Annotated in this window: 14 protein-coding genes, 1 tRNA gene and 1 other annotated feature; of the genes, 3 read left to right on the top strand and 12 right to left on the bottom strand. The window is 34.6% G+C overall.

Features of this window, described 5'->3' with window-relative positions; all coding sequences use genetic code 11:
• Nucleotides 1-33: 33 nt before the first annotated feature.
• The 9 genes from nusB to H3T48_RS03120 all read right to left on the bottom strand — a co-directional run bounded on the left by nusB (nt 34) and on the right by H3T48_RS03120 (nt 7,666).
• Complete coding sequence (gene nusB, locus H3T48_RS03160) at nt 34-432, bottom strand: transcription antitermination factor NusB (RefSeq protein ID WP_046307173.1); 399 nt, start codon at nt 430-432, stop codon at nt 34-36.
• Nucleotides 410-868, bottom strand: a complete 459-nt coding sequence (locus H3T48_RS03155; RefSeq protein ID WP_046307175.1) for an Asp23/Gls24 family envelope stress response protein — start codon at nt 866-868, stop codon at nt 410-412. The genes nusB and H3T48_RS03155 overlap by 23 nt, the downstream gene beginning before the upstream one ends.
• 18 nt (nt 869-886) lie before the next feature.
• On the bottom strand, nt 887-1,456 hold the full coding sequence (efp, locus tag H3T48_RS03150; RefSeq protein WP_046307177.1) for an elongation factor P: 570 nt from the start codon (nt 1,454-1,456) through the stop codon (nt 887-889).
• 71 nt (nt 1,457-1,527) lie between these two features.
• Entirely contained in the window at nt 1,528-2,637 is a 1,110-nt protein-coding gene (locus H3T48_RS03145) for a Xaa-Pro peptidase family protein (RefSeq protein ID WP_109715611.1), read from the bottom strand.
• 127 nt (nt 2,638-2,764) lie between these two features.
• Complete coding sequence (gene rpmA, locus H3T48_RS03140) at nt 2,765-3,058, bottom strand: 50S ribosomal protein L27 (protein WP_046307181.1); 294 nt, start codon at nt 3,056-3,058, stop codon at nt 2,765-2,767.
• A 13-nt stretch (nt 3,059-3,071) separates the two neighbouring features.
• Entirely contained in the window at nt 3,072-3,386 is a 315-nt protein-coding gene (gene rplU / locus H3T48_RS03135) for a 50S ribosomal protein L21 (protein WP_046307185.1), read from the bottom strand.
• 14 nt (nt 3,387-3,400) lie between these two features.
• Nucleotides 3,401-3,478, bottom strand: a sequence feature (ribosomal protein L21 leader region).
• A gap of 76 nt (nt 3,479-3,554) precedes the next feature.
• Nucleotides 3,555-4,394 carry a YitT family protein gene (locus H3T48_RS03130; protein WP_109715612.1) on the bottom strand — a complete coding sequence of 280 codons (840 nt, stop codon included), beginning with the start codon at nt 4,392-4,394 and terminating at the stop codon, nt 3,555-3,557.
• A 116-nt stretch (nt 4,395-4,510) separates the two neighbouring features.
• The gene (locus H3T48_RS03125; RefSeq protein ID WP_198188448.1) at nt 4,511-5,845 is read right to left on the bottom strand and encodes a DUF2325 domain-containing protein; all 1,335 of its coding nucleotides are present in this window, start codon (nt 5,843-5,845) and stop codon (nt 4,511-4,513) included.
• 90 nt (nt 5,846-5,935) lie between these two features.
• Complete coding sequence (locus tag H3T48_RS03120) at nt 5,936-7,666, bottom strand: DUF2207 domain-containing protein (RefSeq protein WP_198188447.1); 1,731 nt, start codon at nt 7,664-7,666, stop codon at nt 5,936-5,938.
• A 248-nt stretch (nt 7,667-7,914) separates the two neighbouring features.
• Between H3T48_RS03120 and H3T48_RS03115 the strand changes: the two genes are divergently transcribed.
• Nucleotides 7,915-7,988 (top strand) — tRNA-Arg (locus H3T48_RS03115).
• Nucleotides 7,989-8,080: 92 nt separating this feature from the next.
• Here H3T48_RS03115 and H3T48_RS03110 read toward each other — a convergent pair.
• The 3 genes from H3T48_RS03110 to H3T48_RS03100 form a co-directional block, all read right to left on the bottom strand.
• On the bottom strand, nt 8,081-8,944 hold the full coding sequence (locus H3T48_RS03110) for a DNA adenine methylase (RefSeq protein ID WP_046307193.1): 864 nt from the start codon (nt 8,942-8,944) through the stop codon (nt 8,081-8,083).
• Nucleotides 8,945-8,994: 50 nt separating this feature from the next.
• The gene (locus H3T48_RS03105; RefSeq protein ID WP_198188446.1) at nt 8,995-10,740 is read right to left on the bottom strand and encodes an AAA family ATPase; all 1,746 of its coding nucleotides are present in this window, start codon (nt 10,738-10,740) and stop codon (nt 8,995-8,997) included.
• Between the two features lie 199 nt (nt 10,741-10,939).
• Nucleotides 10,940-11,425, bottom strand: a complete 486-nt coding sequence (locus tag H3T48_RS03100) for a hypothetical protein (protein WP_074425117.1) — start codon at nt 11,423-11,425, stop codon at nt 10,940-10,942.
• 419 nt (nt 11,426-11,844) lie between these two features.
• Between H3T48_RS03100 and H3T48_RS03095 the strand changes: the two genes are divergently transcribed.
• Together H3T48_RS03095 and H3T48_RS03090 are read left to right on the top strand one after the other, a co-directional pair.
• A complete protein-coding gene (locus H3T48_RS03095; RefSeq protein WP_198188445.1) occupies nt 11,845-12,882 on the top strand; it encodes a PTS sugar transporter subunit IIC in 1,038 nt (345 codons plus the stop codon).
• An 81-nt stretch (nt 12,883-12,963) separates the two neighbouring features.
• Nucleotides 12,964-13,320 carry an arsenate reductase family protein gene (locus H3T48_RS03090; RefSeq protein WP_198182332.1) on the top strand — a complete coding sequence of 119 codons (357 nt, stop codon included), beginning with the start codon at nt 12,964-12,966 and terminating at the stop codon, nt 13,318-13,320.
• The last annotated feature ends 3 nt before the right edge of the window (nt 13,321-13,323 follow it).

Genomic DNA, 13,323 nt, shown 5'->3' with positions numbered 1-13,323 from the left:
AAAAAAATAGCCGGCTATCAAGCCGACTATTAATTATTTTTGGATGAAATTTGCCAAAATACCGTTAATAAACGGTTTAGTTTTTGGATCCGCAAACTCATCACATAAGTTCAAAGCTTCATTGACCGCTGCTTTAGGCTCAATTTCATCGCTATATTTAATTTCAAATAGAGCTATTTCTAAAATAGCCAGCGAAATTTGGTCAATTCGATCAATGCGCCAGTTTTTCTTTAGATAAGAAGCAAGCTGACCTTTTAGCTCGTCCCGCTTTTCAATCACACCTTCAATTAAAGTCTTTGAATAAGCAGAAAGTTCTTTTAAATCAAGCATTGCAACGGTTTTTGCCTCAACTTCAGCAGGTGTATACTTTAAATCTTGATTAGCTAAATATACAGCCTGCATTGCAACTCTACGACTCTCGTGTTGATTCATTTTTATCCTTTTCATCAATGTCAGAGAAAAGTTGAGAGGTACCACTATCATCCTGCTCTTCTTCCTCTGGGAATACTAGACCGATTACATGGACATTAATTTCCTTGAGAGTCAGATCAGTCATTTGAAGCACTTGCTGTCTTAATGACTTTTGAAGATCCTTTGCGATTTTTGGAACATTACAGCCAGCTTCAAGACCAACGTAGACGTCAGCAATTAAGTCACCATCTTCGTTTACTCTGATTTCGACGCCGCGACGTAAATCTTCGCGACCTAAAACCCAGTTAATTCCAGATCTGACATTGCCATGCATTTCAGCCACACCGTCAACTTTTTCGGCAGCAATGCCCATAATAACTTCAAGAACACTAGGATCTATTTCAATTTCTTCACCGTTATTTTTATCATCTAAGACAATTTTTGAACTATCTGCCATTTTGTTTACCTCAAAAAACTATTTATTTGCGCGAGATACGTATGTGCCATCAACAGTATTGATAATTAATACATCGCCTTCATTAATAAAGAATGGCACGTTGACTACTAAACCTGTCTCCATTGTAGCAGGTTTACCACCACCTGAAGAAGTATCACCCTTAATATTTGGTTCAGTTTTTGAAACCGCTAATTCAACCGTGTTAGGTAATTGAATTCCTAATGTCTTACCATCATGCATAATTACACTAACATCCATGTTTTCCTTTAAATACTTAGCTTCATCAGTAATTTGTTCATTTGGAATTGCTAACTGATCATAAGTAGTTGTATCCATGAAAACATAGTTTGAACCATCGTTATAAAGGTATTGCATACCCTTTGTTTGGATTTCCGCAGTTTCAACTTTAGCAGTGGAACGGAATGTATATTCTTGAACTGCACCAGTGTTTAAGCTCTTTAACTTGGAACGAACAAAGGCACTACCTTTACCAGGTTTAACATGTTGGAACTCAACGATGCGCCATAAGTCATTATTGTACTTGATGGTCAAACCATTTTTAAACTCGTTAACTGAAATCATTGTCATATTAAGAACCTCATCTCCATAATAATATCTTACCAATTAACACGTGATTTTACTATAAATAATCTCTAACTTTATAAAGAAATTAACTCATCCTTAGGTAAAGTAGATAAAGTCTCTGGCGAATTGTCGTGAACAAGAATATCATCTTCAATTCTAACCCCACCTTTATTAGGAAGGTAAATTCCGGGCTCGACAGTATGAACCATATTATTTACCAATTCTTGCTTACCAAATGGTAACGCCGGTTGACAGAGTTCGTGAATTTCTAAGCCGATTCCGTGCCCAATGCCATGACCGAAGTACTGACCATAGCCTTGTTCAGTGATATAGTCGCGGGCAGCATGGTCAACATCACTACCTTGATTGCCTACCACTGCTGCTTCGATACCACGTCTTTGAGCTTCATGAACAATCTCATAAATTTTTTGCATTTCTTGATCAACTTTACCAACTGCTACAGTCCGCGTAATGTCAGCTGCGTAACCATTATAAAAGGCACCAAAGTCAATTACAACCATGTCGCCATCTTCAATTACTTTATCGCTTGCAACTCCGTGTGCCCAAGCTGAACGCGCGCCAGAAGCAATAATTGTATCAAAGCTCGGACCATCGCCTCCATTAACTTTAAAGAGGTAATCAAGTTTGGCACCAATATTACGCTCAATTGCCCCTGGCTTTACTAAAGGTAGAATTTCATTGAAGCTATCCATTGAAATATTAATCGCACGACGGAGCATCTCAATTTCCAGCGGATCTTTAACGTTTCTAACTCGTTCAACTAATTCTTCACAAAGTTCAAAATCAATTTCTGGATTAAGCTCTTGCAAAGTAAATAACTCAGTTGCTGAAACAAATTCCCCTTCAACCAAGACTTTTTTCAGATTAGCCTTTTTTAACTGATCAGATATTTCTTGATCCTGGTTGCCATGCTTCATAATAACAGTCATTTCACCAGGAGCCTGAGCCTTTATTTGGCCCGCAAAACGCGAATCTGATAGTAAAATCCGATCACCTGCAGCTGTCAAAATCAACTGTGCTTCTTCACCAGTAAAATTAGTCAAATAACGATAGTTAGCTTGATTAAAAATGAGTATAGCATCTGCATTTTTTTCTTTTATTAAATTAGCTACTTCTGTAATACGCCTATTTAGTAGACTTAATAATTCATTTTTTTCAGCCATCTTTTTTCTCCTATGTAAAGTTTGACTATATTTTACTGCTAAAAACTATTTATAGATCATAACGTATTTTTTAACACAGAAAAAGACGAGAAGCACATGCTTTTCGTCTTCTTAATTAAGAACTAAATTACTTAGCTTCTTCTTCAACTGGGATAACAGAAACTTGCTTTCTGTATTTATCCTTACGTTCAAACTTAACTACACCATTTACTAATGCAAATAATGTGTCATCTCCACCTTGACCAACGTTCTTGCCAGGGTGAATCTTAGTACCACGTTGACGATAGATAATCGTACCTGCGTGAATTGTTTGACCGTCTGCAGCCTTAGCGCCTAAACGACGACCAGCTGAATCACGACCGTTAGCAGTAGAACCTCCACCCTTGTGGTGGGCAAATAATTTAAGATTTAAAATATTCATAATTGTTTCACCTCTAGTTTAATTCAATTTTTTCAATTGTAACCTTAGTATAAGGTTGACGGTGACCATATTTTGAATGTGAGTGCTTCTTAGGCTTGTACTTGAAAGTAACAACTTTCTTTTCCTTACCTTGCTTCTCAACCTTAGCAACAACCTTGGCGCCATCAACTAAAGGTGCACCAACCTTAACGTTATTGCCGTCAGAAGTTAAGATTACTTCGTCAAAAGTAACTTCCTTACCTTCTTCAACGTCAAGCTTTTCAACAAAAACACTATCGCCTTCAGCAACTTTGTATTGCTTTCCGCCGGTTTTAATAATTGCGTACATTTACTGCCCTCCAAAAATTTACTTAGACTCGCCAATTGAGGTGTTTCTTGATAGAAAACTTCTAACCACAAAATGTGCGGTTGCAGATGTGAAGGTCTCCACAAATACAACTCCTATATAGTACTACTTCAAACAAAAATTGGCAATAAAAATCCAACTAATTGAGCCTTAAATTTGCCACTTTCCACCGTGAACTTTTGCTACATTTTCTGTCACGATGAAGGCTTCATTATCAATTTCACGTATTTTTGCTACTAATTGACCGTATTCGTTGGTATCAACTACAATTACCAGCTGCTGTTTGTCTTTATCGGTGTAACCACCAACAACGTTGAAAACTGTTAGACCTTCATAGTCATTTTGTAGCATATCACGAACCTGATCCAACTTTGTATTACTCATGATTCTAACCTGGTATTTCTTATCAAAACCAGTTTCTGTATACCGCATTGTAATTGTTGTAATTACCTGCGAAAAAGCGGCAAGTAAGAATGCTTCCGTCCCATCAACAAAGAGGTTTAAGACAATTATAGTCATATCAATTGCCATCAGCGACATAGCAGGATCGATGTAAAAGTACTTTTTGATAATAAGTGGTGGAATTGTTGTTCCACCAGATGAGGCATTGATGCGATAAAGCATTGATACCCCAATTCCCATTAGAACACCACCATAAATTACCGCCAGCATATTGTTAGTAGTCAATTTCATGCTTGGCGTGATTGCCATTAAAATTGGCAGCAACATACTACCGAGAGCCACTTTTTTCAAAGTTTCCTTGCCAAGAAAAATGACTGCCAGAATGAGCATGATTAAATTGACAATAAAAACTGTTATTGAGCGATTAATGCCCCATACGGCGTCTACAAGAATTGAAATTCCCGTTGATCCTCCTGCGGCTACATTAATTGGTGCATAGAAGAAGTTAATTGCAATTGTTATAATCTCAAGTCCAGCCAAGAAAAATAACCAATATTGCCATGTGTGTTTGTGCTTTATGTTTTTCATCTCATCTTCCTTCCATAAAAAGTGTTATTTAATATAATACAAGAAAATAACTAATATACGCAAGAAATAAGTCTTTTTGCCTCCTAAATTATCAAAAACTTATAGATTTAATTGATCTAGTTATCTGCCTTTTCATATTGAATACTTTGATTACCCTCATATGCTGGTAACCCTTTGGCAGCACGATATAGCGCACGCTCAAATGATTGGTAACCCTTACTTGAACTAACGGCGAACTTGACATTATATTTACTTGCAAATTCACTGATGTTCCAAGCACTATCATGAGCAGCAAATGCTGTCACCAAAATAACCAAGTCTAAATCTTTTATTTGATTCTCAATAACTTTTTTCTTTCCCTGAAAGGCATCTACTGGAATCGGAATTCCATTATAACGAGTTACGATTCCCTCTAATAAAGCTTCGTTTTGATTATCTCCTACCGCAATACCAACTCTTTGGTAATGAAGATCTAAAGCTAATTTTGGTAACTCAGTTGCCTGCGTTTCAACTTTATCTTTATCTTTCTTTTTCTTAACATGAGTCGCCGACTGTGGCTGTTCAAGCTGGTAAACCCAGCGAATTTGAATAGCGTCAGCCGGACTTTTCTTTAGCCTAACATCCCCGTCATACCATGCTAAATCAACAATTGAGCCATCAACCAATTGAATATTATCATCCCAGTATTTGCTTGAATCTATTGGGAGTAAAACTGCCTTGCCTCGAATACGTAGTTTTTGCCCCTGAGCATTACGGCTGATTGACAAATGACCTGGTCTCCCTTGTACAACAGCGTACTTAAAGGTAGAAATAGTATCAACTTCCATTTTTGATAACTTGCGAAAGCCAACAATACGTAAAATTTCTGCTTCATAATGTGGATTATTTTCTTCTGGTAAAGCTTCGACAATATCACCACTTTTTAAATTCAAAGAGTGAATTTGCGATTCCTTCATCGTATAAACGATTCTATTACCATCATCGACTAAATCACAACCAGATAAAAGCCTAACAACTGTATAACGCTTACCTTTTCGATAATCCTTTTTTGGTTTTTCTTTTTTCTCAAGCGCCTGCTCAAAGATCTTTTGATTAACTTGTTCATTCGAAGTCTTAGACAAATTAACATTCTTTTTAAGATCAATCAGATTATCCCTGAATTTTTGGTCAACTTGTGGTGTCATTGTCAGTTTTTGAATCGCCGATAAAGCTGTGTTTTTTGCCTGAACATCTCCTGGTGTCCGGAGCAATTTAGTGAGACTGGTCAAAAGCATATTTACTTGATTTAAATCAAGTTCAATCGAACTTTTCCTTTTTTCTTTTGGTATTGCTTGATCACCATCTGTCATGCCTAAAATCAACTTAATTGCTGCTAGACCATTTCGTAAGCTTTTCTCATCGCCAGTAGTCTGATTTAAAATTCTTTTTATATTATTCCGGTAATCAAACATTTTAATCTCCAACTTTTTTCTAATCTCTATCTTTAATAGTATAGCAAACAAAAAAAGCCTAGCATAACAACTAGACCTTTAATGAAATTTCTAAAATGCTCCACCACCGGAACCGCCGCCAAAGCCGCCCGATGAACCGGAACCAAATGAAGCACTTGAAACGCTACTTGAACCAGCGGCAATTCCGTTTTTAAAGCAGGTATTGAAGTTTTCAGCAAAACTATTTTTACCACTATTAGCCAGAAAACCATAGAAGAATAAATCACTATTATTTAACTCATCCTGGTTAAATTCAATTTTAAGTTCTTTCATAACCTTCTTAGCTAAGCCAAAAGAAACTGCATAAGGTAAAATATCTTCCCACAGGATTAAATCGCCAACTTCTTTCATATTGAAACGGCCAATGTCTTTCAACATCTTCTTAAAGCTACGTACCTTGTCAACTTCAAGTGCACCCTTCTTGGAATACAGATTGATCTGGTTTTTGTCCCTGTACATACCTATAGTACCAATGACAAAAAGTAGTCCTGCAACAATAATAACTGGCCAGAAATACTTGCGGGTAAATAACAAGGAGAGACCTGCTGCAACCAAACTCGCAATCCTCAAACCAAGAATTATCCTGTTACTACGCTTCTTCTTTAACAATAACTCCTCAGGCATATATTGATCTTTATCTGCTGAATAGAATTGATCGTCAGCCCAGTCATCAAAACTGCGTCCCAACTTTTTACCACGTGCTTTTTTCAATTCTTTTGTAGTAAAACTTGTTCCATCACCAATTTCATTAAAAAGCATCCACATAAGAGTACTTTCGTGTGCAACATTCTCATCGATTAATGAAATACGATAATAGGTTGTCTTTAGCTTACTCTTGTAATCTTCAATTTTAATTTTCTTATGAATAGCAAGCTCCATTAAGTAAGCCGTAAAAGCCTTACTATCAGGAACTTTAGCAGTATCAAGAACTTGAGCAATCACTGGATTGGCATCAGGTATTTCATAATCGTGACTTAACTCACTAGTCTTTTTAGGCTTATAGCCTATCTTCTGTGTGGTAAAGCCTTTAAAAATAGAGAGGATTCCCGTCACAACACTGACTAAAACAAGAACTAGACTAATCATCAAGTTTTTCTTTTGTTTGGCGTTACTTTGCGCTGCTAATTTCTTTTCTTGTTTAAGAACAGCCTGCTTATGATTGACATTTTTTACATTTTTATTTTTAGGCGTTACGCTTAATGGAAAAATAGTATGGACTTCAATTCCCGTATGACCACCCAAATTATCAGCAGTCATGATAATTTTGCCATCTTGAGGATCCACTTCAAGCTTACCATCAAGTGGGCCATGGGCCCAAACCTTCAAGTCCTTAACTGGGCCTGGAAAAATCACACTCGCTTTAACTTTTTTTAATCTTGTATCCCAGCCATTACCAATAATCATAAAGTTTAATTCAGCAATATCGCGATAATTAGTAATTGCATTGGTAATTTGGTAGGCGTAAGTTACAGTAAAATGTTCATGCTTCTCTCTAACAACATGTGGCACTATCATCTCATAGCCGTGTTCACTTTTACGAAGCGTAAAATCGGTCGAATTAAGCGTTGGTGCATCATTGGCCTTGGTCGTTATCTTGACATGCTTAATCTTTTGATTAGGCTCAAGATTTTGACGATAAAAAACGCCGTTAGCAGTTGATTGAAATTCATAATCAATTCTGCGTTTTATCGTTAATGAGCCATCCGGATTTACTTTAGAAGTAACCTGGTTGTTTTGAATATCATATTTAACTTCAACTTCTGCCTTCGCTTTTTGCGGCATAGCAAAACAAAATAGCAAAACACTTATAAGAGGAAGTATTTTTAACAGCTTTCTTCTCATACTTTTTTCTACCTTTTCCTTAGTTTATTGGTTTAATTATACAGATTATTACTATATAAAACACCACCCTATATAAATTTATTTAAAGTACAACAATTATTATGGAAGATTTGAAAATTAGTGGTTGCAATTAGACATCTTTTTTTCTATAATAGTTACTGTTCTTGCGCGGCAAGCGTAAATTTGATGGTCTGGTAGCTCAGCTGGATAGAGCAACGGTCTTCTAAACCGTGGGTCGTGAGTTCGAATCTCACCCGGATCACTTTTGAAGCCACCTTTACAATTTGTAGGGGTGGTTTTTTCGTACCCGAATGACTATTAACAAAAAGGCCCCAACTTTAAGTTGAGGCCTTTTTATTCTAAATTAACATTAGCAAAAGTTTCTATTTTTGTTTTAGGGTTTGCAAATAAGTATTCTTTAGCTCTACGCTTAATATTTGCTGAATAACTCAACGAATATGTATAAGCTTGGGCTTGCTTAGAATAGAGATTATAAATTTCATCTTGAATATCATATGTTGTTATCCAATTAAACTCATTTTTTGAAATAATATTCTTTGCTAATTTTTTATGATCATCTTTTCTCACAAAAGACATGTACAAATTTTTCCCCTGTTTATAATACGGGGGATCATAAAAAATAAATGTGTCATCTGGCTCATAATTAGAAAGCTTTTCCAGTATGAACTCGTTTGCATCTAAGTTATACAGCTGAATGAATTTTTTCTTATTATTTATTTCCCTAGCCTTTTTAATAAGAACTTCTTTCTTGAATCTACAATCTATTTTATATTTTCCATTTTGTTCAAAACCACCAATTGGACCACCATTAATAATTCCACTAATATTAGTCCTATTTAAAAACAAGGTTGAATATGCATTTTCAACAGAAATAGGGTCGTCTTTTTTATCTAAATGAACTTTTTTTTGACGCTTCCATTCTTCTACTGATATTTCAGTTTTTTCTATTTTATATATAAGTTCATCAATATTATTCAACGTATTGTACCAAAGAGAATAAATTGAGGAGTCACGATCATTAAGAACAATATTGTCAATTGAATTATCAAATAAAAGATTTAATGCTAATCCTGCACCACCAGCAAAAGGTTCTATGTACGTTTTTTGTAAATTATTAATATCCAAAATATGCTTAACAAATTCAGTTAATTGAGATTTGCCTCCAGGATATCTTAATAATGACTTTGTACGCGCCATATTTTTACCTCCATATCCATAATAACAAGGATACTGCAAATTGGCCATATTTAATCAAAAAGTTGAGAACTAATTTTCTTTAACACAATTTCTTCAGCTGATTTAAATTGCTTTAAAAAACCTTCGAACTCATTTATAGCATGTTTATTTCTTAAATCATTATAATAATTAATTAAAATATCTGAATCTTTTACAAATTTTATAGCTTCTTCAAACCACTTGCTTTTTTCATGTATGTCCTCAAACGTTGTATTTTTAGAAATTTTCAATTTCTTAATAACAGAATCAACAGTAGTTATTGATGTAGCCCTCTTATCTCCTAATGATTTCCAAAAAGAGTTATGCTTTTTTGCATTTGTTGTATATTCCTCAAATATATTATATAGGAAAACTTCTGGAGGGAAAAAGCCAGGTAAAAAAGCAATATTTTTCTTATTATTTTCTTGAGGAGTTAAATTTTTACATTGTTTGTACTCTGTATCGTGCATTGCACGAGTATTATCAATTTTTTTATCTCTTAGTTTAGCATCACCATCTAAAATCATAACAACTTTTTTAAAATACTCATCACTGTCTTGTAACCCTTTTAAATTTGTATTACCCAAATGAATCGGTATTTGCTTTGCTTCAATTTTTGTTTTTATTTTTCCAGTCTTTTTACCACAATCTATTAATAAATTAAAAACTTCTTGGGTAGTTTGATCTTCAAAGTATATTTTTATTTTCGGCGATGTAGGTAAATTTTCATTAAGGAGGTCAGCTTTTAAATTGTTATAATCATCATAGACGTTGATTCTTGGTACTTTATTGTCAACAAAATACACAAGTTGATAGTTTTCAGGTTCTCTATTTTGTAAATTAATAATGTATTTCAGAGCAGTTAAAGAATGCGTTGTTAACAAAATCTGTAAATTTAATTCCTTAGATTGTTCATCAAGACATTTCAACAATGCAATTACTGCGCTTGGATGAAGTGTAGCGTCTACTTCATCTATGCACAGTATTCCACCTCTATATTGATCACCTAATTCCTGTTTAAGAGCATAAAAATTAGTCAAGGAAGAAATTATTCTGCTTAAATTTCCTTGCCCAACTGATTGTGTTTCCGTAGTTGTATTCCTTACTTGAGCATTAAGATAATTATCTTTTATAAATGATCTTTTAACTTTAGCTGCTTTTTTTGCACTCGAATCAATTGAGTTAGGAAACACTGAATTGTAGCATTTCGTATAAAAATCATAATAGCCATTCTTGAATATAGAATTAAATCTACTATCAAGTTTTTCCTCTTTAATCTCCTCTTCACCTAAGGGAAGTATTCTAGATAAGCTCAAATAAATAGTTGGAATAGGTACCCTAGCAGCAGGACCTATTTCGAATTTTTCCCTAACTTCGGCGTCCACTTCTTTTTTTGTTTTATCGATTTTGTAATTACTCGTTTCCGGTAATACACGTATTCCCCTTTTAGCTTTTGAATAATTGGCAAAGCGAATTTTTTTTGTCAAATAATGATTCTCAAAATCTTTTTGATTAAATGAGACGTACATACTGTACTTTTTATATTTTTGGGGATTAGGTTCAATTTTAAAAAAATCAAAGAAATCAGGATGAAAGTTACCTCCAGTGAGTTTCCTATTAAAAGTTCCAGTTGTTGAAACAATTAGAGATAGTAAAAAAGACTTACCAATTCCATTCACTCCCGAAATAACTGTCATTCTATTTCCTAAATCAAAGTCAATATCCGAAAAATTTCTTAATTCATTAATATGCACACTTTTAAATTTCAAATCTGTCATTTTGGTACCCCTTTTATACTTTGATAATCACTAATATGATATTAACTTATCCGAGTATAGAATGTAAACATTATAGGTAGTTATAGTTACTCAAAAACTCCAATTTTGAATTTTTAATCATAAAGGAAACAGCTTTTATTAACAAAAAGGGCCTCAACTTTAAGTTGAGGCCCTTTTGATTTGTAAATCACTTAATAACTTAATTGTCTTTGAGTTTTGAAATCAGATTTTCTTGACGCTTAGGATTAATACGGTAGTATGCCGAAGAAATACCTAAGAAAGTCAAAATTACTGTACCGACAATTAGCCAGAGGACACTTTCAATGTGAAGCTCGCCTAAGAACTCATATAAAGATGAGACCATCTTAAGCCAACCACCAAGTGACACAAAGTACCAAGCCGTAGCTTTGTCAATAAAACTCATCGCAGTTCTCAAATCTGATTCATTCTTGATGATGTCACCTAAAATTTTCACTGCACGTTTTTTCTCAAGATAAATCTTAACTATTGGTGCAATCCAATAAAGTGGTGAAATTTTCGGTTGTGATTTACTAGACTGATTAAATTCGGTCAAAAACCACTTATAATCATAAAGCTCCATCAATCCCTGATATAAAGGAAAAGAAAAGAGCAACCAGTCACCCAAAAAGCTAATAAAATTAATAAACGTAGATATTTTAATCACTTCTCCTTTTTCTCAAACCTGATTATGGAAAATCCATAATGCAATTACTGAATATTTTAGTTCAACAAAGGTGTCCTTAACAAGTATTAAATAGTTTATTTTTTAGGAATTATTTTCTATTTATGATTTTTACACTAAATATTTTATTTTTAATTTTGCTTGCTTTTTAAAATTTAGTTTAGTATGATATTGATTAAATATTTATGAGAGGTACAGATTATTATGACAAACATAAAAACTAATCTAACACCAGTTAAATATTATTTTTGGTACTTTAGTGAATGATCTGAGTGCCTAATTTGTATTGTCTTAGACACACAGTTCAAATAAAATGCTGTGTGTCGTAGCTTAAGTACCTCTTCTCGAGTAATGCTCACACAGCGATTGACTGTGTGAGTTTTTTATTTCGGGAGAAAAGAATGAAAATTTTAAAAAGAATTACCTTAGATACGCTTAATGGCCTATCCACAGGAATAGTAGTCGCGTTAATTCCAGGCGCTTTAGTTAGTCAATTAATTAAAGTACTCCTACCCATGTTTCCTCAACTAGGATTCATCCTTACCTTTACTACTTTTGCTTCTTCACTTCTACCTGCAATTAGTGCCGTTTGTGTTGGTATGACTGGTAAGTTGACCCCTATCCAAACTTCATCCATTGCACTTGCAGCTACTGCTGCAGCTGGTAACTTTACGATTCAAAACGGTAAAGTTGTAGTAATCGGCAGCGGCGACGTAATTAATGTCGCAGTCACGATCATGGTTGCCTACGCATTAGTCCTGTTTTTAGGTAAAAAGTTAAAGGCATACACAATTTTACTTGTCCCCCTAATTGTTTTGGTAGTTGCAGGTGGAATCGGAAGTCTCACCAGAATTCCAATCAGTGCATTTACGAGAATAATTGGTTTAGGAATTGAACATCTAACATCACTGCAACCCATTCTAATGGGAACACTGATGGGAATTGTTTTCGCAATCCTTGTAGTTTCACCTATTTCATCTGTCGGCATCGCAACTGCAATTAGTATTCACGGTATCGCGGCTGGTTCTGCCAATTTGGGAATTACTGCTGCAGCTTTTGCCCTAGCAATTTTTGGTTGGAAAGTAAATTCATTCGGTACCTCAATTGCGCATTTCTTGGGTTCACCAAAAATGCAGATGGCAAACCTACTTACTCAGCCAAAGCTATTGATTCCACTTGCAGTTAACGCTGGAATTATGGGTGCTTTAGGCGCAATCTTTGGAATTGTTGGTAATCCAATGAGTGCTGGATTCGGTTTCTCCGGTTTGATCGGACCAGTTGCTGCTATGGCCGGCCGCCAAGCTAATTTTGCTAACATTGCTTTAATTACAATCCTCTTTTTCATTTTACCGATTGCACTTGGAATTATTGCCAACTACTTATTATCGGTTAAAACCCACTTTTTCACTGGCAAAGATTTCGAATTAGATTTTGAATAAAAATGACTTAGCCTATATATTTTCTATTTAATTAATCACTGCTATAATAAGTGCCAAGATGATTAAGAAAAGGAAATAATAATGATTAATTTTTATGGTTATAAACGTTGTTCAACTTCTAGAAGTGCACAAAAATGGCTTCAAGATCATAATGTTGACTTCACTTTTCAAGATTTAGTTGAGCAACCTCCTCGAAAAGAAGATCTTGTTAAGTGGATGACAATGCACCAAGATCGAGGGCTAAAATATTTCTTTAATACTCATGGTCAAGACTACCGCAAGTTGAACTTAAAAGAGCGCGTTCCAGAAATGTCAATTGAGGAGGCTGCCGATATGATGTCGAAGAACGGTAAACTAATTAAACGCCCACTAGTTGTTGAGGGTGAAAAACTAACTTGTGGCTTTAAAGAAGATTTATATAAAAAAACTTGGCTGTAAAAA

The organism is Lactobacillus sp. M0403, from assembly GCF_016101265.1.
In the GTDB taxonomy this organism is placed as follows: domain Bacteria; phylum Bacillota; class Bacilli; order Lactobacillales; family Lactobacillaceae; genus Lactobacillus; species Lactobacillus apis.
The sequence above is the reverse complement of the archived record's forward strand: the minus strand, read 5'-3'. Positions and strand labels throughout refer to the sequence as shown.